We start from the raw sequence: 22,897 nt of genomic DNA on the forward strand, positions 1-22,897 counted from the left end.
CCCTACTAATCATTTAGTTGATCAACCGCGATATTGTCGATCAACCGGATGCCATCCAGCCAGGCAGCCGCCAGCAGCCGGGCCGGGCGGTCGGGGCGGACAAGTGGGGCCAGCGTCTCGGCACAGCGCAGGTCCAGATATTCGATCTCGCCAAAACCGGCCGCGGCCAGTCGCGCACGCGCGCCCTCGATAAGCGCACCAAACTCGGCCCCACCGCGCAGCTGCCCGGCCAGGTCGCTAAGCACCGGATAAAGCTGCCCCGCCTTGCCCAGCGCCTCGGCTGACAGGCGCATATTGCGCGAGGACATCGCCAGCCCGGAGGCTTCGCGCACCGTGGCACAGCCCTGCACGGTGATCGGAATATCCAGATCCCGCGCCATACGGGTGACCACCATCAGCTGCTGATAATCCTTCTCGCCGAAAAATGCCTGATCGGCGCCGCTTTGCAGGAACAGCTTCGCCACGACCGTCGCCACCCCGTCAAAATGACCCGGACGAAACTCGCCCTCCAGCACATCGGTCAGCCCCGCCACCGACACCGTGGTCGCATAGCCTTCGGGGTAGATCTGATCCGGGTCGGGCACATAGATGGCATCGACCCCATAGGGCGCCAGTTTCTCCGCGTCGGTCAGTTCAGTGCGCGGATATTTGGCCAGATCCTCGGCATTGTTGAACTGTTTGGGGTTCACAAAAATGGTGACGATCACCCGGTCACAAGCTGCCTTGGCCGCCGCCACCAGTGACAGATGGCCGTCGTGCAGCGCCCCCATGGTGGGCACCAGGCCGATACGCGCGCCCTCGCGGCGCCAGTCGGAATGCAGCGCACGCAATTCGCTCAGGCGGCGCAGGATCGGAGCAGTCATGATGGGATCAGTCCTTTTGCGGGGCCTTGGCCGGTGCCGCCGTCGTCGGTGCCGGGGCCTGGTCTGCAAATACATGTTCAGCCGCCGGGAAGCTCCGCGCGCGCACCTCGGCTGCATACTCGGAAATCGCCGCCTCTGCCAAGGGGCCGAGATCGGCATAACGTTTCACGAATTTCGGCTTAAAGGCGGTAAAGAATCCCAGCATGTCATCGACAACCAGAATCTGACCGTCACAGCCGGCACTGGCCCCGATACCGATGGTCGGAATCGCCACCTCAGCGGTGATCCGATCGGCCAGCCCCTGCGGCACCTTTTCCAGCACCACGGAAAACGCCCCTGCATCCGCCACCGCATGAGCATCCGCCAGCACGGCATCGGCCTGCGCATCGCGGCCCTGCACCTTGTAGCCCCCCAGCGTGTTGATCGACTGCGGCGTGAGGCCGATATGCGCCATCACCGGGATGCCGCGCTTCACGAGAAAGCGGATGGTCTCGGCCATCTCGACACCGCCCTCCAGCTTGACCGCCCCGGCGCCGGTTTCAGCCATCAGCTTTGCGGCATTGCGAAACGCCTGCTGCGGACCTTCCTCATAGCTGGCAAAGGGCATGTCGATGACCATCATCGCCTGTTTCAATCCGCGCGCCACCGCCTGCCCGTGCAGGATCATCATCTCCATCGTGACGCCAAGCGTCGAGGGCAAACCGTGCAGCACCATGCCAACGCTGTCGCCGACCAGCACAAAATCGCAATGCGCGTCCATCAGCTGCGCCATCGGCGTGGTATAAGCCGTGAGGCTCACCAGCGGGGTGCCGCCTTTGCGGGCGCGGATATCCTCGGCATTGGGAGCCATTTTGCGGGCCGTTGCACTCATGATGCTGTCCTCTCCGTTCGCATTGCGCACCGCTAGCAATTTACGCTGCGCGCTTCTAGGGGGCGAAATGTCCCGCTAACCTTGATTACCTGACGGAAAACGCGGAACAGTTTTCCGAAAGGTCACAAAATGCGGCCACCACCCAGAGGGAGAGACCACCAATGACACGATTGCCATTCCTGTTTGCTGCCAGTTCCGCACTGTCCATTCTGGCGGGGGCGGCTGCGGCGCGAGAGACCGTCACCGTGGCCCTGCAGCTGGAACCACCACATCTGGACCCCACCAGCGCGGCCGCCGGGGCCATTGATCAGGTGCTCTATTCCAACGTCTTTGAAGGGCTCACCCGCTTCATGGGCGATGGCTCGGTTGTACCCGGTCTCGCCGAGAGCTGGGAAATCTCCGAGGATGGGCTGACCTACACCTTCTCTCTGCACAAGGACGTCCGCTTTCACGATGGCTCCACGATGGACGCCGAGGATGTGAAATTCAGCCTTGATCGCGCCCGCGCCGAGGATAGCACAAATGCCCAGAAGGCGCTGTTTGCAGATATCGCCAGTGTTGATGTGGTCGATCCGCTCACCGTCAGGCTGACCCTGTCGCAGCCCAACGGTATGATGCTGTTCAACCTCGCATGGGGCGATGCCGTCATCGTGGCCCCCGAAAGCATCGAGAGCATCAAGACCATGCCCGTCGGCACCGGGGCTTTTGCCTTTGATGGCTGGGTTCAGGGCGACCGGATAGATCTTGTGCGCAACCCGGATTACTGGGGCACGCCCGCCATGCTGGACGGAGCAACCTTCAAATTCATCTCCGATCCCACGGCGGCCTTTGCGGCGATGATGGCCGAAGATGTCGATGCCTTCTCCAGTTTCCCCGCGCCGGAAAACCTGCCCCAGTTTGAGGCCGACCCGCGGTTTCAGGTGCTTGTCGGCTCCACCGAGGGCGAGACAATCCTGTCGATCAACAACAAACAGGCGCCCTTCGACAATCCCAAGGTCCGCGCCGCCGTCGCCCATGCGATCGACCGTCAGGCCATCATTGATGGTGCGATGTTCGGCTACGGCACGCCGATTGGCAGCCATTTCGCACCACATCACCCCGCCTATGTCGATCTGACCGGCAGCAGCGCCTATGACCCGGAGAAATCCCGCGCCCTCCTGGCCGAGGCGGGTCTGGCCGATGGCTTCACCACCACGCTGCACCTGCCGCCGCCCTCATATGCGCGCCGGGGCGGGGAAATCATCGCCGCCCAGCTGGCTGAGGTCGGCATCACCGCAGAGATCATCAATGTGGAATGGGCGCAGTGGCTGGAAACCGTGTTCCGGGGCAAAAGCTTTGGCCTCTCCATCGTCAGCCACACGGAGCCGATGGATATCGGCATCTATGCCCGCCCCGATTACTACTTCCAGTATGACAATGCCGCCTTCCAGCAGCTGATGGCGGATCTCTCGGGCACCACCGATCCCGACACCCGGACAAAGATGCTGCAACAGGCGCAGGAGATCATCGCAAACGACTATGTGAATGGCTTCCTTTTCCAGCTGGCATCGCTGAGCGTGGCCAAGGCGGATCTGCAAGGTCTCTGGGCCAATGCCCCCACACAGGCCACCGACCTGACGGCGGTCAGCTGGGCAAAATAGACCATTCCCCCAGTGTTAGAGACTGAATAACAGCGCCCCAGACCGGGGCGCTGTTGCCGTTTTCTCAGGCCTCAGCGCAGCCCCCGCCGCCTGCGCAGCAGCGTCACAGCCTCGCGGATCTGATCGCGCACGGGGCCGGGGCGCGGTTCATCGCGCAACGTGGTGAACCAATGCTCCGGCGGGTTCCGCCCCAGACGATGCCCCTTGAACTCCAGCCCACGCAGCACCCCCTCGGCCGCCGGTGGCAGACGCTCGGGGATCTGATGCCCGTTCAGCACCGCCCAGACCCCGGTCCACAGCCGCCCGACGGACCATGGATTATAGCCACCGCCACCCAGCACCAGATAGCGCGGCGCAAGCGGGCGCAGCGCCGCCACCACCGACCAATGCGCGTTGTTGGACAGATCCAGATGCGCCAAAGGATCCTCGGTGACCGCATCCGCCCCGCATTGCAGGACCACCGCATCAGGCGCGAAATCCGCCACCGCCGGTAGGATCAGCTCTTCCAGCACATAGCCCATCTCGCTGTCATTGAACCCGCGCGGCACCGGCAGATTCAGCGCGTTTCCGCCTGCGTCATCGTCCAGCCGACCGGTCTTCGGCCAGAGGTTCTCCTCATGGGTGGAGATCATCAACACATCGGGATCCCCCGTAAACCCATGCTCGACCCCATCGGCATGATGGGCATCAATATCGACATAGGCGATCCGCTCTGCACCGTGATGGCGCAGTGACAGCATCGCCAGCACCGGGTCGTTCAGATAACAGAACCCATTCGCCCGATCCGGCATCCCGTGATGGGTGCCACCGGCCGGATTGTAGATCACCCCACCATGTGCGAGCTGCTCACCGGCCAGAATAGATCCGCCGGCGGCCGTGGCCGGCCTGCGAAAAATCTCGGGGAACACCGGGTTGGAAATGGTGCCGATGTGATGGCGTGCCTTGACCTCATCGCTGACAGCCTGCGCCTGCTCGGCAGCCTGAAGAGCAGCGATATACTCAGCGCTGTGCCAGCGCCGAAGGGCGGCAGGCTTTGCCCGGGGAGAGACCTGATACTGCGCCGCAGGCAGCCAGCCCAGCGCCCGTGTCAGATCCATCACAGTTGAGACCCGCGGCACCCGCAAAGGATGCGCACGCCCATAGCTGGAACCACGGTAAATCTCCGAGCCGATAAAAACCGGCGCCTCCAGCGCCTTTGGAACGGACCTTGTCCGAGCAGGATCAGACAGTGAAATGGCGGCGTCTCTCGGTGTCATGCGACCAGAGATAGCCCGGAACCGCGCGCCGCCAAACCCCGTATCTGCAACCGACGTGATAGCTGCGCGATAGCCGCACGCCTTCGCCTAATGCGATCCTGCCAGACAACTAGAAAACAATGCCTTTGACGAATTATCAAGGTCGATGCCCGCCCGCTCTGGACCCCCGCCCAGCGCCCCCCTAACCTGCCGCCAATGGGACGCTATATCGCCAAACGCCTGCTGTCGCTGATCGTCAGCCTTGTCATCGCCTCTTGGGTGATCTTCTTCGTCATCGAGATTGCACCGGGCGATCCGGCCTCCTTCATGCTGGGAATCAACGCACAGCCCGACACGATCGCTGCCCTGCGCAGCGAACTGGGCTTGGACGAGGGGAAATTCGCCCGCTACATCAGCTGGTTCACCGGCATGTTGCAGGGCGATTTCGGCACCTCCTATACCTATCGCACACCGGTGGCCCAGATGGTTGCGGATCGGCTCTGGGTCTCGCTGCCGCTTGCGATCTATGCGCTGACACTCTCGACACTGATTGCCTTGCCCGCAGGCATCTATGCCGCCGCGCGCCGGGGCAAATCAGGGGATATTGCCGTGATGGGCGCAACCCAGCTGGGGGTCGCTGTCCCGAACTTCTGGTTTGCGATGATGCTGGTGCTGGTGTTTGCCATCAATCTGCGCTGGTTCAGCGCCGGCGGGTTTGTCGGCTGGGAGGCCGGCCCGCTGGCCGCGCTGCATTCCCTCACCCTGCCCGCCATTGCGCTGGCCCTGCCGCAGGCGGCTATTCTGGCCCGCGTCATGCGCTCGGCTCTCTTGGATATTCTGGGCGAGGATTTCATCCGCACCGCCCGCGCCAAGGGGTTGAGCCAGCGGCAGGCCCTGTGGCGTCACGGGCTGCGCAATGCGCTGATCCCTGTGCTGACCATCATCGGGTTGCAGTTTTCCTTCCTCCTTGCCGGCGCGATCATCATTGAACAGGTGTTCTACCTGCCGGGTCTGGGGCGGCTGGTGTTTCAGGCGATCTCTGCCCGCGATCTGATCGTGGTGGAAAGCGTCGTGATGCTTCTGGTCTTCGCGGTGATCCTGGTGAATTTCCTTGTCGATCTGACCTATGCGCTGGTCGACCCAAGACTGCGGGGGCGCGGATGACAAACCACATGTCTCACACATGCCCGGCACAGCCGGGCAGCGCCCGACCCTCCCCCGGGAAGGGCGCTTTGCACCCACCCAGGGTCAGACGCAAGCCACTCCGCGACACGCGAGGCCCCCGATGACCCGTAGTCTCATCCTTGGTGGTGTCCTGTCCGCACTGGTTCTGCTGGCAGCACTGCTGTCGTTCATCTGGACGCCTTACGACCACACCGCGATGAACATCCCCGCCAAGCTGCAAGCCCCAAACGCCATACACTGGCTCGGCACCGATCACTTTGGCCGCGATATCCTGTCGATGATCATGGTTGGCGCACGCACCTCGATTGCAGTGGCACTGGTGGCGGTGGGCATCGGCATGGGGCTTGGCGTGCCGCTTGGCCTCGCCGCGGCAGCCAAACGCGGCTCCTGGCTGGACGAAGGCATCATGCGGGCCAATGATCTGGTCTTTGCCTTCCCGTCGTTGGTGATCGCCATCCTGATCACCGCCATCCTTGGCGCCGGTGCGATCAATGCGATCATCGCCATCGGCATTTTCAACATCCCCGTCTTTGCCCGCGTCACCCGTGGCGCCGCGCTGTCGCTCTGGCAGCGGGAGTTCATTCTGGCCGCCCGCGTCGCAGGCAAGGGCGCGACCAGAATTTCAGCCGAACATATCCTGCCCAATGTCGCCAACCTGCTGATCGTGCAGGGCACCATCCAGTTCTCGCTTGGCATTCTGGCCGAGGCGGGGCTCAGCTACGTCGGCCTTGGCGCACAACCGCCGGTGCCCAGCTGGGGCCGGATGCTGGCCGATGCGCAGACCATGGTCAGCCTCGCCCCCCATATGGCGCTGGTGCCGGGCTGCGCGATCATCCTCACCGTTCTGGGCCTCAACCTGATGGGGGACGGGCTGCGCGACTGGCTGGACCCGAAATTGCAGGGAGGTCGCGCGTGACCCTGCTTGAGATCACCAACCTCTCGCTCTCCATCGGGACCTTCCCGATCCTGCGTGATGTCTCCCTGTCGGTAGATCCGGGCGAGATCCTAGCCATCACCGGCGAAAGCGGGTCCGGCAAATCCCTGACCGCGCTGACCATCCTGCGGCTTCTGCCCAATTGCACCCGCCTCTCCGGGCATCTGAGCCTTGAGGGCCAGGACCTGCTGGCGCTGAGCGAAGAGCAGATGTGCAATCTGCGCGGGCGCAAGATTGGCATGGTATTTCAGGAGCCGATGACCGCGCTCAACCCGGTGCAGAGCATTGGCGATCAGGTGATGGAAACCCTCCTGCTACACAGCAGCGTGACCAAAGCCGAAGCCGAAGCAGAGGCGCGCAGCCTGCTGGACCGGGTGGGCCTGCCCGCCGAACGCTTCCCGCTCAGCCGCTATCCGCACGAGCTGTCCGGTGGCCAGCGCCAGCGCGTGGTCATCGCCATGGCCATCGCCATGCGGCCGGCGCTGCTGATCGCAGATGAGCCGACAACCGCGCTGGATGTGACAACACAGGCGCAGATCCTCGACCTGCTGCGCGATCTGGTGCGCGACTACGGTATGGGGATGATCATCATCACCCATGATCTGGCGGTGGTGGCTGATATGGCCGACCAGATCGTCGTCATGCGAAAAGGCGAAGTGGTCGAGACCGGCAGCACGACGCAGCTTCTTGCCAATCGCCGTCATCCCTATACGCAGAAACTCTTTGCCGCCTCGAACCATCAGACCGCCCTGCCCCCGGTGGTGGATACCGACCCGCAGGACACCCCCCTTCTGGAGGTGCGCGACGCGGTGCGCGACTATCCCCTGCCACGCAAACGCCTGTTTGCGCCAGCAGACCATATGCGCGCGGTGGATCACGTCAGCTTTGCCCTGCATCGTGGCGAACGGCTGGGTCTGGTGGGCGAATCCGGCTGCGGGAAGTCCACCCTGACCCGCGCCATTCTGGGGCTGGAACCGCTGCAAGGCGGCGAGATCCTGCTGGATGGCACCCCGCTGTCGCCCAGGGGGTTGAGCGCCGAGCAGCGGCGCAAGATGCAGGTGGTGTTCCAGGATCCCTTTGGCAGTTTCAACCCCCGCCACCGCGTCGCACGGCTGATCACCGAACCCTTCCACGGCGTTCCAGACGCCCCCAGTGGGCAAGACCGGGACGATCGCGTGGCTGAGGCACTAAGTGCCGTTGGCCTCAACCCCGAGGACGCAGGCCGGTATATCCACCAGTTTTCCGGCGGGCAGCGCCAGCGCATCGCCATTGCCCGCGCGCTCATCACCCGGCCGGAGCTGATCCTGTTTGACGAAGCGGTCTCGGCGCTGGATGTCTCCGTGCGGGCGCAGATCCTTGACCTTCTGGCAGAGCTCTGCACCTCCTATGGGCTCAGCTATCTGTTCATCAGCCATGACCTGCATGTGGTGCGCAGCATGACCGACCGCTGTCTGGTCATGCAAAAGGGTCAGATCGTCGAACACGGCAGGACAGAAGATCTGTTTGCCAATCCGCAACATCCATATACGACATCTCTGATCGCAGCCGCTCCGGTGCTACCCGATCTGAAAACGGGGGCTGCATGAGCTTTAGACTGACCTTGATCCTGCCGCGCGAACGGGCGCGGCTGGCAGCGGCGCTGACCCGCTACTACTCCGAAATTGCCCCGGACCTGCGGATCGACCCCAGTGAGCGCGCAGGCCAGATGCTGCACCGCAAGGATGTGACGGCGTTCTGGATCCGCCAGGAGCAGGACCGCATCGGGTTTGCCATCGTACTTAACCTGCCCGATGATCGCCGTGAACTGTCGGAATTTGCCATTGATCCGGCCTATCGCAGGCAGGGGTACGGCCATGCCGCGGCCAGCCTGATCTTTGCCGAATTTCCGGGGTATTGGCGAATGGGCATTTCCGCAGGCTCGCCCAATGCAGTGGCGTTCTGGGGCACCTGTCTCAGCGCCGTGAAGGGGGTCGAGCAGCTGCGTGAAGGCGCGCCTTTTACCGAGCATCAGATCAAGAGTTACAGTTTCCACATCGCAGGAGCCCAGAATGACTGACGCAGCGCCGCTTTGGTTTGATCCCGCACTCTGCCTGATCGGTGGCAGCTTGCAGGCCCCTGCCGGGGGCGGAACGCTTCCCCTCACGAACCCGTCTGATGGCAATATCCTCTGCCAGATTGCCCGTGGTGACTCCCGCGACATTGACGCCGCGGTTGCCGCTGCCCGCACCGCTCTGAACGGTGTTTGGGGAGAGATGACCGCTACCGAACGCGGGCGGCTTCTGACCCGGATGGGCCAGATGGTGCTGGAGCGCTGCGAGACCCTCGCCCAGCTGGAGGCACTGGACGTCGGCAAGCCGCTGACACAGGCGCGGGCGGATGCGGTGGCGCTGGCGCGGTATCTGGAATTCTACGGCGGCGCGGCGGACAAACTGCATGGCGAGACCATCCCCTATCAGGCCGGTTATACCGTCTACACCCTGCGCGAACCCCATGGGGTCACCGGTCATATCGTACCCTGGAACTACCCGATGCAGATCATCGGCCGTTCTGTCGGTGCCGCGCTGGCAATGGGCAATGCCTGCGTCCTGAAACCCGCCGAGGAAGCCTGCCTGACCGCGCTCGCCTTTGCCCATATCGCGGTGGAGGCCGGGCTGCCCGCAGGCGCGCTGAACGTGGTTCCGGGCATCGGCGCCGAGGCTGGCGCGGCGCTGGCGGGGCATCCGGGTGTTGATCATATCTCCTTTACCGGGTCGGTCAGAACCGGCGCGCTGGTGCAGCAGGCGGCAGGGGCCAATGTGGTGCCGGTCACGCTGGAACTGGGTGGGAAGTCTCCGCAGCTGGTGTTTGACGATGCCGATCTGGAGGCCGCCCTGCCGTTTCTGGTGAACGCAGGGATCCAGAACGCAGGCCAGACCTGTTCCGCCGCTTCGCGCATTCTGGTGCAACGGGGCGTCTATGATCAGGTGCGCGCCGCCATGGCCGAGGCCTACAGCCGACTGACCGTGGGGCCGGCCCTGTCCGACCTGCGTCTGGGACCGCTGATTTCCGCCCGGCAGAAAGAGATCGTCGAGGGCTATCTGGCGCAGGGCGCCGACCTCACGATTGCGGCGCAGGGTGTGCTGAGTGAGGCGGCCAGCGACAAAGGAGCCTATGTGCGCCCAACCCTGTTTGCAGATGTTGCGGCGGATCATCCGCTGGCGCAGGACGAGGTATTCGGCCCGGTGCAGGTGCTGATCCCATTTGAGGATGAGGCAGAGGCGGTCAGGATTGCCAACAGCACCGCCTACGGGCTGGTTGCGGGCATCTGGACCCGCGACGGCGCCCGCCAGATGCGGCTGGCCAAGCGCCTGCGCGCGGGTCAGGTCTTCCTCAACAACTATGGCGCCGGTGGCGGGGTTGAGCTGCCCTTTGGCGGGGTGGGCAAATCGGGCCATGGCCGCGAAAAAGGCTTTGAGGCGCTCTACGGGTTTTCGCAGCTGAAAACGGTTGCGGCCTATCACGGCTAGGCCGACGCCCGCGATCAAGGTCAGCAGGACTCACCCATTGTTTCGCGTGCGAAACATTGGGGCAGATCTATTGCCGCAACTTATTGGGAAATCCGCGCCCAACGCCCCAGATGGGCGAAGTATTTCTAGACTATTACCGCCTGGCTTTGCTGTTCACCGACACCAAACACCCGCTTGTAACGGTCGATTTCAGCCTGCGGGCCCATCGCCTTTTCCGGGTTGTCGGAGAGTTTGACGGTGGGGCGGCCATTGGCCGACACCGCCTTGCACACCAGGGAGAACGGCGCGAGGCCGTCATCCGGCACCAGCCCGCGGAAGTCATTGGTCAGCAGCGTGCCCCAGCCAAAGGACACTTTGGTGCGGCCTGAAAACTGCGCATGCAGTTCCTTGATCTTGGCAACATCCAACCCGTCGGAGAAGATCACCCGTTTGTCCTGCGGGTCCTCGCCCCGCTCCTGCCACCAGCGGATCGCAGTTTCGGCGCCGCTTGCGGGATCGCCGCTGTCGATACGGATGCCGGTCCAGCCCGCCAGCCAGTCCGGCGCGCGATCCAGGAAACCCCGGGTGCCATAGGTATCGGGCAGGATGATGCGCAGATTGCCTTCATGCTCGTCATGCCAGTCGGACAGCACATCATAGGGGGCCCGCGCAAGTGCGACATCATCTTCGGCCAGCGCGGAATAGACCATCGGCAGCTCATGGGCGTTGGTGCCAATAGCCTCGACCTCGCGGCGCATGGCAATCAGGCAGTTCGAGGTACCGGTGAATTTATCGCCCAGCCCCTCCATCATCGCCTGCACGCACCAGTCCTGCCAGAGAAACCCATGACGGCGGCGGGTGCCGAAATCGGCGATGCTGAGGCCGTCTATGTCGCGCAGCTGTTCAATCTTTTCCCAGACCCGGGTCATGGCGCGGGCATAGAGCACCTGGAGTTCAAACCGGCCCATGCTGTTGATCACCGCGCGGCTGCGCAGTTCCATAAGGACCGACAGGGCCGGGATTTCCCAGAGCATGACCTCGGGCCATTTGCCTTCAAACGTCAGTTCGTATTGGTCGCCCTTGCGCTCCAGCTCATAGGGCGGCAGGCGCAAACCCTCGAACCACTCCATGAAATCGGAGCGGAACATCTGGCGCTTGCCGTAGAACGTATTGCCGCGCAGCCAGGTGCTTTCGCCACGCGACAGCGATAGCGAGCGGATGTGGTCGAGCTGTTCGCGCAGCTCGCCTTCGTCGATCAGATCGGCCAGCGGGATATGTTTGGATCGGTTGATCAGCGAGAAGCGGACATTGGTGTCGCGGCGATTGCGATACACCGACTGGCACATCAGCAGTTTGTAAAAATCAGTGTCGATCAGCGAGCGCACGATCGGATCGATCTTCCACTTGTGGTTATAGACGCGGGTTGCAATGTCCACAGGCGGCCTCATCCATCGTGTTTCAATGGTTGATAAAACAGGCCGCAGCCAGGAGCAAAGGAAATCAGACTGCTGCGCGACGACCCTGAGGAAGGCTGTGTTTGCACAGAACCGCAAGCAGGTCATCGCGGTTGATCGGCTTGCTGAGGAAATCATCCATGCCGGCGGACAGGCAGGCCTCGCGATCGGAATCAAAGGCATTGGCCGTCAGTGCCGCAATGACAGGCTGGCGGATCTCCATCTCGCGGATCATGCGGGTGGCCTCCAGCCCGTTCATCACCGGCATCGACATATCCATCAGAATGACATCGGGATCAAACTCCGGCGTTTTCTCGACCGCCTCGGCGCCATCCACGGCAAATTCCAGCGTAACCGGTTCGTCCTGAAGGTATTTCTCAACCAGGAGGCGGTTGATCCTGTTGTCCTCAGCGACGAGGATACGCATCCCCTGCAAACAGCCTTCTTCCTGCGGGGTGATACCGTCGGTGTCGGACAGGGCGGAGCCAGTGGCAGGCTGCATGCGCAGGTGGACGGAAAAACAGGCCCCTTTGCCAAGGTCAGAGGTCACGTCGATCTCACCGCCCATCGCCTCGCACAGGAGGCGCGATATGGTGAGGCCAAGACCGGTGCCGCCAAACCGCCGCGTGATCGCCGCATCGGCCTGAGAGAAGCGTTCAAAGATCTGATCCTGCTTGTCCTTGGCGATGCCGATGCCTGTATCGGTGACCGAGAAACGCAGGCGCAGCCGGTCGCCCGCCTGCGTGGTGGCCACCGCGACACGAACGCCGCCGGTCTCGGTGAATTTCACCGCATTGCCGACCAGATTCAGCAAGACCTGGCGCAGGCGCCGGTCGTCGCCATTGATCAGCCGGGGCACGTCCGGCGCGATATCGAGATCAAGGCTGATGCCCTTCTCCTGCGCCTGCGGTTCAAACAGCTTCAAGGTCTGCTGGAAACAGGCGCGCAGATCAAAATCAACCTCGCTCAGGATGACCTCGCCCGCGTCCATCTTCGAGAGATCAAGCACATCGTTGATCAGCGACAAAAGGGTGCGGGCCGAGCCGAGGATCGTATCGGCATAGAGCTTTTGCTCGTCATCCAGATTGGTCCGTTCCAGCATCTGCGCCATCCCGATAACCCCGTTCATCGGGGTGCGGATCTCATGGCTCATGGTGGCGAGGAATTCGGATTTCACCCGCGCGCCCTCTTCCGCGGCGATGCGGGCATCCTTCAGCTGCTGTTCGTATTGTTTGGAGGCGGTGATATCACGTTCGACGGCAATGATGGTCTCCACCGTCCCGTCGTCGCGCAGCATCGGCACCTGATTGGTCTCCAGCCACAGACGCTGACCATCCTTGCGACGATTGCAGATCTCAAGCCGAAACGGTTTGCCGGTGGCGCGCCCCTTCTCCAGTGCCTTGACCACCGCCATATCGGTGTCTTCACCGTTCAGCAGCTCACCCGGCATCCTGCCGATCGCCTCATCGTAGCGGTAGCCGGTGATCCGGGTGAACGCCTCATTGACCCATGTGATCCGCCCCTCCTGATCCATGAGGAAGACGCTGTCGTTGGCATTCTCGGCCACCAGAGCAAGCTGTTGGGATTGCAGCTGCTGGGCCTGTAGCTTGGCGTTGATCTTGGCCAGCTGCTTATGTTGCAGGGCCATCGCCAGGGTGTTTTTCCGGCTGCGGTGGTAACGACCCGCGATAAAGCTGACGAAGAAGAAGACGCTGACATAGAGCACGCCCAGACCGGCGAATTGAAAGGACTGCACCTCGATCACGGCAGTGCTGTGATCGGCAAGGGTTTCAATCGCGATGCTGACCAGAGGTGTCAGCGCATAGACCACCAGCCGCACGATACCGGCAGAGATCTGATAGGGCAGGATCACCGTGGCATTGATGGCGGCCCCGACCAGGATACCGACGGTGAACAGCGGCGTGGCATGGGCCTGATGCAGGTGGTTTTCCGCGTGGATGAAATACGATGGTGAACAGGCCAGAAAGGAGAGGGAAACCGCCTGCACCCCAGCGGTGAGGCTGCTGATGGCCAGCACGCGCTTATAGGGGGCATTATCCGCAATCGGCGTTGCCCGCATAAGGTAGAGCGTATCAACCAGGTCGCCGAGAAACGCGACCACAAAGACCAAGAGACCAGCCATTGGCGATATCAGCAGACCGATCAGCGCCGACAGCCCTGCCATGATCAGCTGGCGGAACGCAAAATACCGGCACCGCCCATCCGCATAGCGGTTGAGCAGCCCGCGTTGGCTGTATCGCCTGCTATAGGTTTCTAGCGGCCCAGTGTCGGGCGCATCGGCCTGCGGCATCTCTTTGCAAGGTCCCTGATGACGACGAGTCTCTGAATATCGTCAATTCGTTAATAACTTACCCAAAGGCACCAACCAGCCGCACGCCTGCCGATTGCATATGCGTCACTGCGGTTGTCAGAGAGCCATCCAGATCAATCGCGCGGCAGGCTGTCAAATCCACTGTCACGTCGTAGCCTAAACGGGCGGCATCCAGTGCCGAAAATGCGACACAAAAATCGGTGGCAAGCCCGACCAGCGTCAGATCGCGGATGCCGCGGTCCTGCAGATAGCCGTGCAATCCGGTGGGCGTGCTCTGGTCGTTTTCAAAGAACGCCGAATAGCTGTCGATATGACGGCGGTAACCCTTGCGCAGAATCAGGTCGCCACGCAGGTCCAGATCCGGGTGGAACTGCGCCCCGGCGCTGTCGATCACGCAGTGATCGGGCCAGAGCACCTGCGGGCCATAGGGCATGTCGATGCTGTCATAGGCGGCAGCGTCGCGGTGTTGCGAAGCAAAGGAACTGTGGTTGGCCGGGTGCCAGTCCTGTGTCATCAGCACTGCGTCGTAGTCAGGCATCATCGCATTGATTGGCGCCACGACCTGATCCCCGTCCGGCACCGCCAGGGCACCGCCAGGGCAGAAATCCAGCTGAACATCAATCACGATCAGGGCTTTGGTCATCGGGTTCTCCACGTCTTGCCTGACAGGGGTACGCCCCCTGCGCCCACCCGTCAACAAAGCTGCGGCGATGCGGCATTCCACGACCTTGCAGCGCCTTGCCTGCTTGGTGTAGAGCGGCGCCATGTATACGATTGCCGCTCTCTACCACTTCACCCGTTTCGACGATCCCGCCGCTCTGAAACCGGCGCTTCTGGCCCTTTGCGAGGCGCAGGGGGTCAGGGGCTCATTGCTGCTGGCGCAGGAAGGCATCAACGGCACCATTGCTGGCCCGCGCGCCGGGATTGATGCGGTGCTGGCCCATATCAAGGCGCTGCCCGGTTGCAGCGATCTTGAATGGAAGGAAGCTACCAGCGACAAGCCCCCCTTTGGCAAGATGAAGGTGCGGCTGAAGAAAGAGATCGTCACTATGGGCCAGCCGGACATCGACCCGCGTGCCCGCGTCGGCCATTACGTGGAGCCGGAAGACTGGAACGATCTGATCCGCTCGGATGATGTGGTTGTGATCGACACCCGCAATGACTACGAGGTTGCCATCGGTACCTTCGAAGGCGCGATCGACCCCAAGACCGAGAGCTTCCGCGAATTTCCGGCCTGGTGGGAACAGAACAAGGACCGGTTCCACAACAAGCGTGTTGCGATGTTCTGCACCGGTGGCATCCGCTGCGAGAAATCCACCAACTTCCTGATTGGTCAGGGTGTGGAGGATGTCTATCACCTGAAAGGTGGTATCCTGCGCTATCTTGAGGAGATGCCGCAGGAAGACAGCAGCTGGACCGGCGAATGTTTCGTCTTTGACAGCCGGGTGTCCGTCGGACATGGGTTGCTGGAAGGTCCGCATGAGCTGTGCAACGGCTGCCGCAGGCCCATTCTGCCAGAGGACAAATCCAATCCGGCCTTTGAGCAGGGGGTGTCCTGCCATCTCTGTATCAATGAGACCTCTGAGGCCGACAAGGCCCGGTTCCGCGAGCGGCAGAAACAGATGAGACTGGCGCGGGAACGCGGCGACGACCACCTGGGCCATCTGCCGCTGCGCTGAGGCCAGCGCCGGCCGCCGCGATACCGATCACATCGCCACTGATCTGCGCATTTACGGGCCCCTTTTCGGCGGCGCTGCGTGGAGTCGCGCAAAAACTGTTTGGCGAAACGCCACACTCGCCTAAAGTAATTGGTAACCATGATTAAAGAGTGAGCCGGGTGAGTGATGGCGACGCGCAAGAACCAAGACTTCTGTTCCGATCTGAGAACACGCTGCGGCACAGAGGTGGACGCGGCGGAGCGGCAGTTGGCCGAGGCTGAGCTTGGCTCCGGGGCGATACGGTACAAGCTCAATCCCGCAGGGCTGCGCCATCTGTTCAAATCGCTGTCGCAAGACGATAGCGGATCGCAGGGGCAGAGCTAGATGCCACAATATACTGTCACAGCCTTCAATTGGAGCGCGGCTGGCTACAACGCCCAGTACAATACATCCTATACCGCGACGCTGGATGACGATGACGGGGCCTATCAGGGCGGTGCCGACGGCAACGAGAGTATCAGCATCAACGGGGGCGCCTTCGGCGGATCTGTAGGGGAGCCTTACGCCATTGACGTCTCCTTTACCGACACCGGCGGCACCCCCCATGTCGAGACCTTCTATTTCTTCAACACCGGCGGCAGCTGGTATTTTGTCCCCGGCCCGGGTTCTGAATTCACCGTTGGTGCGACGCTTGGCAGTTACCAGAGCCACACCACGGGCTGGAATTATTCCGAGATCACCTGTTTTGTCCGCGGCACCCTGATCGAAACCCAACGGGGTCGGGTGGCTGTCGACTCCCTGACCGTCGGTGATCGCGTGCTGGTCGCTGATGGCAGCTACCGGCCGCTGCGTATGGTGATGAGCCGCGCGCTGACGGCGGATGCGCTGCGCGCCAACCCCAAGCTGCGCCCGGTCAGGATCACCGCCGGGGCGCTGGGGCATGGTCTGCCGATGCGCGATCTTCTGGTGTCTCGGCAGCATCGCATGTTGGTGTCGTCAAAGATCAGCGAACGGATGTTTGCCGACGCCGATGTGCTGGTCGCCGCCGTGCGGCTGACCGAGCTGCCTGGTATTGATATCGAGCAGACCTGCGAGCCGGTGGAGTATTTCCACCTGTTGTTCGACAGGCATGAGGTGATTTTTGCCGAGGGTGCCCCGACCGAGAGCCTGTTTACCGGTGCCGAAGCGCTGAAGGCGCTGACGCCGGAGGCCTATGAAGAGGTCACCCTGCTGTTCCCCGAGCTGCTTGCGCCGCAGGCCGCATGCCGCACGGCCTGCCATGTCCCCAGTGGCAGACAGCAACGCCGGTTGGTGGCGCGGCATCTGAAAAACAACAAGCCCATTCTCGCAAGCGGCGCCGTCGCAGGGCCATAAGCATCGCACAGGTGAAGTTGTCTCAGGCGAAGGTGATCTCCACCGCGCCGAAGGGGCCGAAATCAGCCCTGATCGCAGTGCCGGAGGGGCATTCGACGGGGCGGATGAAGCTGCCGGAAAGGATGATCTGACCGGGTTCGATGCGCTGGCCATATTGCGCCATGCGGCGGGCCAGCCAGACCACGCTTTCGACCGGATCATTAAGCACGCCTGCACCAAGCCCCGTTTCCTCAACCTCGCCATTGCGCGATGTGATTGCCCCGACCCAGCGCAGATCAAAGGCGTCGACCGCGTGGCGCTGCGGTCCCAGTACGACACCTGCGTTAGCCGCATTGTCGCTGATGGTGTCGAATACGTTGCGGCTTTGGCCGGTTTCCCTGTCCTTGCGCGCGATGCGCGTGTCGAGGATCTCGAGCGCGGGTGCCACATAGTCGGTGGCGGCAAGCACCGCAGCACGGGTAATATCGCCGCCATTGAGGGCGCGTTTCATGACAAAGGCGATCTCCGCCTCGATCCGCGGCTGGATGAAACGACCGGCGGGAACTGTCGTGCCATGTGAAAACACCATGTCGTCAAACAGGATACCGCTGTCGGGTATGTCGATGTTCAGCGCGTATTGCATCGCCTTGGAGGTGAGGCCTATTTTCCAGCCGACGACGTTGTGCCCCTGCGCCAGCTTGGCTTCGCAGATCGCCTTCTGGATCGCATAGGAATCGTCCATATCCATCTGCGGATAGCGTCTGCTGAGCAGGCCGATCTGCTGTCCCGTTGCCTCCGCCCGCAGGAGATCCTCTGCGGCCCTCGCGTGATCCTGCGGTGTCATGGGGCTTCGTCCTCGATCGTGTTGCGCAGCGTGCCGATGCCGGAAACCTCGATCTCAACCACATCGCCGGGTTTCAGGAACTGCGGCGGATCCAGCCGTGCGCCGGACCCGGTGGGGGTTCCGGTCACGATAATATCGCCCGGCTCAAGCGTCATGAAGGTGGAGATATATTCGATCTCCCTCCGGATCGGGTGCATCATGCGCGACAGGACATCGTCCTGCCTGACCTCTCCGTTCACACGGGTGATGATGCGCGCGTGATCCAGCTGCGCCGGATCCCGGAACGGCACCAGCCAGGGGCCGATGGCACCGGAGTTGTCCCAGTTCTTGCCCTGGGTGACGTTGAATTTCGCGTGGCGCACCCAGTCGCGGATGGTGCCTTCGTTGCAGATGGTGAGCGCGGCGATATGGTCATAGGCGTCGGCCGGTGCGATGCGCCGCCCGCCTTTGCCGATGACAATCGCCACCTCGCCCTCATAATCGAGCATATGGCTTTCGGGGGGGCGGATGAGCGGGCGATTGTGGCCAGTGAAGCCACTGGCAAAGCGGGGGAACAGCGACATGTATTTCGGCTGCTCGCTGCCGTCTTTGTATTCGGCATTGCGATCCGGGAAGTTGACGCCGACACAGAGGATCCGCCGCGCATTGGGCAGCACCATGTCGTACTGCACATCTGTGTGGGTGACGGATCTGCCCTCGACCGCGACCATCAGCTGATCCAGCCCGCCCGCGCGCACCACATCCAGCAGGGTCGGCCATTGCGGGAAGTCCGGGCTAAGCGCGATCATCCCGTCATCGGTTGCGGCCCCGTAGAAAGCCTGCCCGGCGGCGCTGTAACTTGCAAACTTCATGGCGCGATGATCGGGCTGGCTTGTAACTCCGACTCCCTCGGCGTGACGCCGACAAAACGGCTGCCATGTTTGAACCAGCTTTCCGGGGCCGGCGCCCCCCAGAGCGTCTGGCGCTGCGGATCCTTCAGATCCCATTTGATCGGTTCAAGGTCGGGATCGACGGTCTGATAATCGGAACAGTAGATTTCGATCCGGTGGCCATCGGGATCGAGGATATAAAGGAAGAAGGCGTTGGAAATGCCATGTCGGCCGGGGCCGCGTTCGATATTGGTCACATAGCCGGTGGTCGCCATCAAATCGAGCAGGTCGATGATATTGAGCGGGTTCGGCACCCAGAAGGCCACATGGTGCATACGCGGGCCGGTGCCATTGGTGAAGGCCATGTCATGCACGCCACCTTTGCGATGCAGCCAGGCCGCCCAGAGTTTCTTGCTGTCTTCGTCTTCGGTATATTCCGTCACCCGAAAGCCGAAATCACTGTAGAAGGCGACCGAGGCATCGACATCATGACTGAAGCAGTTGAAATGATCGATCCGCAAAGGTTTCACACCACGATAGAGCGCATATTGCTGGTGGATCGGCTCCAGCCGGTCCATCTTGTGGTAGAATTCCAGCGGGATCCCCATATTGTCCGAGGTCAGCAGCGTACGCCTTTGATACGGGCGCTGCACCCATTCTGTTGGCCGTCCCTTCTTGCGGAAATAGGCGTCGGCGCGGTCCAGATCCTCCTCGTCAAAGGTCTTGAACCCCATCACCTCAACCGTGCCCGGCTGATCTGATTGTTGCAGGATCACGCAGTGGTGACCGCGCTCCTCCATCGCGCGCAGGTAGACGCGCTGTGTGTCCTCGTCGCTGACCTGAAGACCGAGGATCTCGGTGTAGAAACGCTTGGAGGCGGCCAGATCCTTGACGTTCAGGCAAACGTGGCTGAGCCGGATCGTGTTGAAATCGGGATAGAGATTTGGGGCGGGAACAGGCATCAGAGCGCTCCTAGCTTGGTGATCTTATGGGAGCCGGTGGCAAAGCCGATGTGTTTTTGCTCCATGTAGAACTCAAACGACCAGTCGCCGCCGTCGCGACCGATGCCGGAGGCCTTGACGCCACCAAAGGGCGTGGGCAGATGGCGCACATTCTCCGAGTTCACCCAGATCATGCCCGCTTCCAGCTTGTCGGTGAAGCGCAGCGCCCGCGTCAGATCGTTGGTCCAGAGATATCCGGTGAGCCCATAGGCGGTGTCATTGGCCAGCGCCAGCGCCTCCTCCTCGGTCGCAAAGGGGATTGAGGTCAGCACCGGGCCAAAGATCTCCTCCTGCGCGATCCGCATATCGTTGCGGGCACCGGTGAACAGCGTCGGGCGGACGAAATACCCCTCGTTGCCCAGCACCTCGCCGCCGGCGGCAATCGTCGCGCCGTCGTCTTTGGCAATGCCGAAATAGCTAGTGACCTTGTTGAAATGCTCCTCGCTGACAAGCGGGCCGATCTCGGTCGCGGGATCCAGGGGGTGGCCAACCCTGATATTGTTGATGCGCTCGATCAGCCGGGTTTCGAAGTCGGCGCGGATGCTGTCCTGGACCAGAAGCCGGGAGGAGGAGGTGCAGCGTTCGCCATTGATCGAATAGATCATGAAGATCACCGCATCGAGCGCGCGCTCAAGATCGGCATCCTCAAACACGATGACGGGGTTCTTGCCGCCCAGCTCAAGATGGTTGCGCTTCAGCGTATCGGCGCCCTGTTTGACGATCAGGCTGCCGGTGCGCGATTCCCCGACAAAGGCGATGGCCCGGATCGCCGGGTGTTCGCACAGCGCCTTGCCCACCTCATCGCCGAACCCGTTGACAGTGTTCAGCACACCCGGTGGCAGTCCGGCCTCCTCGGCGATCTCGACCAGCAGCCGCGCGGTCAGCGGTGAGGCTTCGGCGGGTTTGTGAACGACGGTACATCCCGCCGCTAGCGCCGGCGCAATTTTCCAGGTCGAGAGCATGAAGGGTGTGTTCCACGGCGTGATCACCCCAACCGGGCCGATAGGCACACGGGTGGTCACATTCATCAGGGTTGGGGATTTGAGATGCTGGCCATCGCGCGCCTGCACAACCTGATCGGCAAAATACCGGAAATTCTCGGCTCCGCGCAGCGCCGCTTTGGACATGAATTTATAGGCCTGGCCAGTATCCCAGCATTCACAGAGCGCGATTTCTTCGGCGCGGGCTTCGATGCCTTCGGCGATCCGAATGAGGATCTTCCTGCGTTCAGAGGCCGACAGGTCGCGCCAATCTGCAAAGGCCTGCTGCGCGGCGCGGGCGGCGGCGTCGATATCTGCGGCTGAGCCCTGGGCAACATCGCAGATCACGCTTTTGTCCACCGGCGAGATGGTCTGAAACACCCCTGCTCCGCCGGCCACATCGGCGCCGGCAATCCGGTTCTGGATCCCGGTGGCACGGAACCGCTCCAGATAGCTGTCCAATTTGCGGATATGGCTGTCGAGCTGGCTCATGCCGGGTCCTCCAGATGATCACGGATATTTCCGAATTTCGGTGAAAGCGCTGCGTTGATGTCGCGCATCTCTGCTGACAGGGCGATGGAATGGCGATCCATCGCCGGGGCCACGAAGTTGCGCAGCACGGCAAAGATACGGGCGGTTGCGTCTTGCTTTACGGTGTCGCTGCGCCCCTCCCGCAGGCGGATGGACAGGTCGATGAAACCATGGTCCGGGTTGCCATCGGCAATTGCCACATGATCGACGCGCAGCGCCCGCACCCGGATCCCTGCAATGGGAAAGGTGTCGATCGCGGCCGCCTCTGCGCGGATCGCCTCGCACAGTGCAGAGATGTCCAGCACGTCCTCTAGATTGGCGGAATATTCGATCTGGAAATGGGGCATCAGGGCACCTTGGCGACTTATTGCTTATCAAGTTAAGTAAAAAGCACACGGCGAGTCAAGCGCAGGATCCGGGCGGCAGGCGTTACGGCGAAACAATGCCGTCGGCGCACCAGCGGTCGAAAATCTCCAGCGCCTTATCGGCGAAGGCACGGTCGTTGATATGGCTGTCGAGGCGGTGCACGGAGACATGCGCGGGCAATGTCGCCTCAAGCTCCGCCAGAAACGCCGCCAGCCCCGCGCTGTCGTGCAGGTCGGCGCCTTCGCGGTCCCATTCGCCGAGTCCACGCTCCGGCAGGATCATCGCCACAGGACCGCCGGCGTCAGCCAGCTGTTTCGAATGGGCGCGGGCGACCTGGCGCCGTTCCTCGGTGTTGAGGACAATCGAGGTCAGCAGCCGGTTGTGCGCATGTTTCGGATGGTCCGACCATTTCTCGGCGATTGGCTGCCAGCCGACCACATCAACCAGATCATAGCAGCCGGGGGCGACAATCTGCGGCGTCCCCCTGGCGCCGGCATTGGTAAGGCGATCCGCACCGGCGGAAATCGACGATCCGTGGATATGGTTGCCAAGCTCCTGGGTGCAGAAGTCAAACACGCAGGCAAAGGCGCCCTGCTCTGCGAGGCTTTCAAAGGCGCGCCCTCCCATTCCGGTGGCGTGAAAGACCGCAACCTCAAATCCACGTGCCTCAAGTGCCGGTTTCAGCGGAATGACGTATTTCAGCGCCGATGTGCCAAGGGACATGATACCGATCAGCGGTTTATCCGGGTCCGGAATCTGCGCTGCCCTCGCGGCGCCCAGAACGGCGCCTGCGGCCTGGCTGAGCGAGGCCTTGCAGACGGAATTCAGCCCGTAAAGCCCACCAGCCCAGAGGATCATCTGGGTGTCGGCCGCCAGTCTTTCGGCCGGGATCAGCGGCGAGAAGGAAACGGTTGAGACAATGTATTTCGGCACCCCAAGCGGCAAGGCCGAACAGACATCAAGCGCCAGATCGGTGCCCATCGTGCCGCCAAGGACGATCACCCCGTCAAAAGCCGCCATCCGGTGCAGCCGCGCCGTCAGCAAGCTGGCACCATGCGCCATGATCTGCATGGCGGTGTTTTCATCCCCGCTGTCGATGGCCGCCCGGATCGAGCTGCCACCGGCCTCGGCGACGTCGTGTTTGGAATAGTCGGTCGGCGTCGATGGGTCGCCCAGAACCGAGACATCCATGGTCAGGACCCTGCCCCCCTGATCGCCGATCACGCTCGCCAGAAAACCAAGCTCATCGTCCTTGGTGTCATAGGTGCCAACCACCAGAATGGTTTTCTCGGTCAT

General features: G+C 62.2%; 21 protein-coding genes. 9 read left to right on the forward strand and 12 right to left on the reverse strand.

Annotation, left to right across the window (positions count from 1 at the left end):
- Positions 1-5: 5 nt before the first annotated feature.
- The gene (panC, locus tag VWZ85_RS05865) at positions 6-863 is read right to left on the reverse strand and encodes a pantoate--beta-alanine ligase (protein WP_416587370.1); all 858 of its coding nucleotides are present in this window, start codon (positions 861-863) and stop codon (positions 6-8) included.
- Between the two features lie 7 nt (positions 864-870).
- Positions 871-1,734: a 3-methyl-2-oxobutanoate hydroxymethyltransferase gene (gene panB, locus VWZ85_RS05870; protein WP_416587371.1), complete on the reverse strand. Its 864-nt coding sequence runs from the start codon at positions 1,732-1,734 to the stop codon at positions 871-873.
- Positions 1,735-1,895: 161 nt separating this feature from the next.
- Between panB and VWZ85_RS05875 the strand changes: the two genes are divergently transcribed.
- Positions 1,896-3,374, forward strand: coding sequence for an ABC transporter substrate-binding protein (locus VWZ85_RS05875; RefSeq protein WP_416587372.1), 1,479 nt, complete (start codon positions 1,896-1,898; stop codon positions 3,372-3,374).
- A 71-nt stretch (positions 3,375-3,445) separates the two neighbouring features.
- Here VWZ85_RS05875 and VWZ85_RS05880 read toward each other — a convergent pair whose 3' ends face one another.
- A complete protein-coding gene (locus tag VWZ85_RS05880) occupies positions 3,446-4,630 on the reverse strand; it encodes an acetoin utilization protein AcuC (protein WP_416587373.1) in 1,185 nt (394 codons plus the stop codon).
- 195 nt (positions 4,631-4,825) lie between these two features.
- On the opposite strand from VWZ85_RS05880, the gene VWZ85_RS05885 reads away from it, so the two are divergent.
- The 5 genes from VWZ85_RS05885 to VWZ85_RS05905 all read left to right on the forward strand — a co-directional run bounded on the left by VWZ85_RS05885 (position 4,826) and on the right by VWZ85_RS05905 (position 10,234).
- Complete coding sequence (locus tag VWZ85_RS05885; RefSeq protein ID WP_340546386.1) at positions 4,826-5,773, forward strand: ABC transporter permease; 948 nt, start codon at positions 4,826-4,828, stop codon at positions 5,771-5,773.
- A 121-nt stretch (positions 5,774-5,894) separates the two neighbouring features.
- The gene (locus tag VWZ85_RS05890; protein ID WP_340546385.1) at positions 5,895-6,710 is read left to right on the forward strand and encodes an ABC transporter permease; all 816 of its coding nucleotides are present in this window, start codon (positions 5,895-5,897) and stop codon (positions 6,708-6,710) included.
- Positions 6,707-8,314 carry an ABC transporter ATP-binding protein gene (locus VWZ85_RS05895; RefSeq protein ID WP_416587374.1) on the forward strand — a complete coding sequence of 536 codons (1,608 nt, stop codon included), beginning with the start codon at positions 6,707-6,709 and terminating at the stop codon, positions 8,312-8,314. The genes VWZ85_RS05890 and VWZ85_RS05895 overlap by 4 nt, the downstream gene beginning before the upstream one ends.
- Positions 8,311-8,784, forward strand: coding sequence for a GNAT family N-acetyltransferase (locus VWZ85_RS05900; RefSeq protein ID WP_260078801.1), 474 nt, complete (start codon positions 8,311-8,313; stop codon positions 8,782-8,784). Before VWZ85_RS05895 ends, VWZ85_RS05900 begins: the two co-directional genes overlap by 4 nt.
- Positions 8,777-10,234: an aldehyde dehydrogenase family protein gene (locus VWZ85_RS05905; RefSeq protein ID WP_416587375.1), complete on the forward strand. Its 1,458-nt coding sequence runs from the start codon at positions 8,777-8,779 to the stop codon at positions 10,232-10,234. Before VWZ85_RS05900 ends, VWZ85_RS05905 begins: the two co-directional genes overlap by 8 nt.
- A 125-nt stretch (positions 10,235-10,359) precedes the next feature.
- Here the strand turns inward: VWZ85_RS05905 and pncB are convergent, their stop codons facing one another.
- From pncB to pncA, 3 genes are all read right to left on the reverse strand, one after another.
- Positions 10,360-11,649 (reverse strand): nicotinate phosphoribosyltransferase, encoded by a 1,290-nt coding sequence (gene pncB / locus VWZ85_RS05910; protein WP_416587376.1) that lies wholly within the window; start codon positions 11,647-11,649, stop codon positions 10,360-10,362.
- Positions 11,650-11,713: 64 nt separating this feature from the next.
- The gene (locus VWZ85_RS05915) at positions 11,714-13,978 is read right to left on the reverse strand and encodes an ATP-binding protein (RefSeq protein WP_416587377.1); all 2,265 of its coding nucleotides are present in this window, start codon (positions 13,976-13,978) and stop codon (positions 11,714-11,716) included.
- A gap of 58 nt (positions 13,979-14,036) precedes the next feature.
- On the reverse strand, positions 14,037-14,642 hold the full coding sequence (pncA, locus tag VWZ85_RS05920) for a bifunctional nicotinamidase/pyrazinamidase (RefSeq protein ID WP_340546379.1): 606 nt from the start codon (positions 14,640-14,642) through the stop codon (positions 14,037-14,039).
- Between the two features lie 121 nt (positions 14,643-14,763).
- Here pncA and VWZ85_RS05925 point away from each other — a divergent pair, with 121 nt between their 5' ends.
- The 3 genes from VWZ85_RS05925 (at position 14,764) to VWZ85_RS05935 (ending at position 17,031) form a co-directional block, all read left to right on the forward strand.
- Positions 14,764-15,678: a rhodanese-related sulfurtransferase gene (locus VWZ85_RS05925; RefSeq protein ID WP_416534268.1), complete on the forward strand. Its 915-nt coding sequence runs from the start codon at positions 14,764-14,766 to the stop codon at positions 15,676-15,678.
- A gap of 165 nt (positions 15,679-15,843) precedes the next feature.
- Positions 15,844-16,041 (forward strand): hypothetical protein, encoded by a 198-nt coding sequence (locus tag VWZ85_RS05930; protein WP_416534267.1) that lies wholly within the window; start codon positions 15,844-15,846, stop codon positions 16,039-16,041.
- The gene (locus tag VWZ85_RS05935) at positions 16,042-17,031 is read left to right on the forward strand and encodes a Hint domain-containing protein (RefSeq protein ID WP_416587378.1); all 990 of its coding nucleotides are present in this window, start codon (positions 16,042-16,044) and stop codon (positions 17,029-17,031) included.
- Between the two features lie 22 nt (positions 17,032-17,053).
- On the opposite strand, the gene hpaH is transcribed toward VWZ85_RS05935, so the two are convergent.
- From hpaH to VWZ85_RS05965, 6 genes are all read right to left on the reverse strand, one after another.
- Positions 17,054-17,854 (reverse strand): 2-oxo-hept-4-ene-1,7-dioate hydratase, encoded by an 801-nt coding sequence (gene hpaH / locus VWZ85_RS05940; RefSeq protein WP_416587379.1) that lies wholly within the window; start codon positions 17,852-17,854, stop codon positions 17,054-17,056.
- Positions 17,851-18,705 carry a fumarylacetoacetate hydrolase family protein gene (locus VWZ85_RS05945; protein WP_416587380.1) on the reverse strand — a complete coding sequence of 285 codons (855 nt, stop codon included), beginning with the start codon at positions 18,703-18,705 and terminating at the stop codon, positions 17,851-17,853. The genes hpaH and VWZ85_RS05945 overlap by 4 nt, the downstream gene beginning before the upstream one ends.
- Positions 18,702-19,685 carry a 3,4-dihydroxyphenylacetate 2,3-dioxygenase gene (gene hpaD, locus VWZ85_RS05950; RefSeq protein ID WP_416587381.1) on the reverse strand — a complete coding sequence of 328 codons (984 nt, stop codon included), beginning with the start codon at positions 19,683-19,685 and terminating at the stop codon, positions 18,702-18,704. Before hpaD ends, VWZ85_RS05945 begins: the two co-directional genes overlap by 4 nt.
- Positions 19,685-21,196 carry a 5-carboxymethyl-2-hydroxymuconate semialdehyde dehydrogenase gene (hpaE, locus tag VWZ85_RS05955; protein WP_416587382.1) on the reverse strand — a complete coding sequence of 504 codons (1,512 nt, stop codon included), beginning with the start codon at positions 21,194-21,196 and terminating at the stop codon, positions 19,685-19,687. The genes hpaD and hpaE overlap by 1 nt, the downstream gene beginning before the upstream one ends.
- Entirely contained in the window at positions 21,193-21,582 is a 390-nt protein-coding gene (locus VWZ85_RS05960; protein WP_416534261.1) for a 5-carboxymethyl-2-hydroxymuconate isomerase, read from the reverse strand. Before VWZ85_RS05960 ends, hpaE begins: the two co-directional genes overlap by 4 nt.
- Positions 21,583-21,664: 82 nt before the next feature.
- Positions 21,665-22,897: a Tm-1-like ATP-binding domain-containing protein gene (locus VWZ85_RS05965; RefSeq protein ID WP_416540815.1), complete on the reverse strand. Its 1,233-nt coding sequence runs from the start codon at positions 22,895-22,897 to the stop codon at positions 21,665-21,667.

Source organism: Phaeobacter sp. JH20_29 (assembly GCF_048056175.1).
Classification (GTDB): domain Bacteria; phylum Pseudomonadota; class Alphaproteobacteria; order Rhodobacterales; family Rhodobacteraceae; genus Phaeobacter; species Phaeobacter bryozoorum.

Bases quoted from the DNA above. Each gene is read 5' to 3' on its own strand.
- panC (WP_416587370.1), bottom strand. From the start codon at position 863: ATGACTGCTCCGATCCTGCGCCGCCTGAGCGAATTGCGTGCGCTGCAT.
- panB (WP_416587371.1), bottom strand. From the start codon at position 1,734: ATGAGTGCAACGGCCCGCAAAATGGCTCCCAATGCCGAGGATATCCGC.
- VWZ85_RS05875 (WP_416587372.1), top strand. From the start codon at position 1,896: ATGACACGATTGCCATTCCTGTTTGCTGCCAGTTCCGCACTGTCCATT.
- VWZ85_RS05880 (WP_416587373.1), bottom strand. From the start codon at position 4,630: ATGACACCGAGAGACGCCGCCATTTCACTGTCTGATCCTGCTCGGACA.
- VWZ85_RS05885 (WP_340546386.1), top strand. From the start codon at position 4,826: ATGGGACGCTATATCGCCAAACGCCTGCTGTCGCTGATCGTCAGCCTT.
- VWZ85_RS05890 (WP_340546385.1), top strand. From the start codon at position 5,895: ATGACCCGTAGTCTCATCCTTGGTGGTGTCCTGTCCGCACTGGTTCTG.
- VWZ85_RS05900 (WP_260078801.1), top strand. From the start codon at position 8,311: ATGAGCTTTAGACTGACCTTGATCCTGCCGCGCGAACGGGCGCGGCTG.
- VWZ85_RS05905 (WP_416587375.1), top strand. From the start codon at position 8,777: ATGACTGACGCAGCGCCGCTTTGGTTTGATCCCGCACTCTGCCTGATC.
- VWZ85_RS05915 (WP_416587377.1), bottom strand. From the start codon at position 13,978: ATGCCGCAGGCCGATGCGCCCGACACTGGGCCGCTAGAAACCTATAGC.
- pncA (WP_340546379.1), bottom strand. From the start codon at position 14,642: ATGACCAAAGCCCTGATCGTGATTGATGTTCAGCTGGATTTCTGCCCT.
- VWZ85_RS05925 (WP_416534268.1), top strand. From the start codon at position 14,764: ATGTATACGATTGCCGCTCTCTACCACTTCACCCGTTTCGACGATCCC.
- VWZ85_RS05930 (WP_416534267.1), top strand. From the start codon at position 15,844: ATGGCGACGCGCAAGAACCAAGACTTCTGTTCCGATCTGAGAACACGC.
- VWZ85_RS05935 (WP_416587378.1), top strand. From the start codon at position 16,042: ATGCCACAATATACTGTCACAGCCTTCAATTGGAGCGCGGCTGGCTAC.
- hpaH (WP_416587379.1), bottom strand. From the start codon at position 17,854: ATGACACCGCAGGATCACGCGAGGGCCGCAGAGGATCTCCTGCGGGCG.
- VWZ85_RS05945 (WP_416587380.1), bottom strand. From the start codon at position 18,705: ATGAAGTTTGCAAGTTACAGCGCCGCCGGGCAGGCTTTCTACGGGGCC.
- hpaD (WP_416587381.1), bottom strand. From the start codon at position 19,685: ATGCCTGTTCCCGCCCCAAATCTCTATCCCGATTTCAACACGATCCGG.
- hpaE (WP_416587382.1), bottom strand. From the start codon at position 21,196: ATGAGCCAGCTCGACAGCCATATCCGCAAATTGGACAGCTATCTGGAG.
- VWZ85_RS05960 (WP_416534261.1), bottom strand. From the start codon at position 21,582: ATGCCCCATTTCCAGATCGAATATTCCGCCAATCTAGAGGACGTGCTG.
- VWZ85_RS05965 (WP_416540815.1), bottom strand. From the start codon at position 22,897: ATGACCGAGAAAACCATTCTGGTGGTTGGCACCTATGACACCAAGGAC.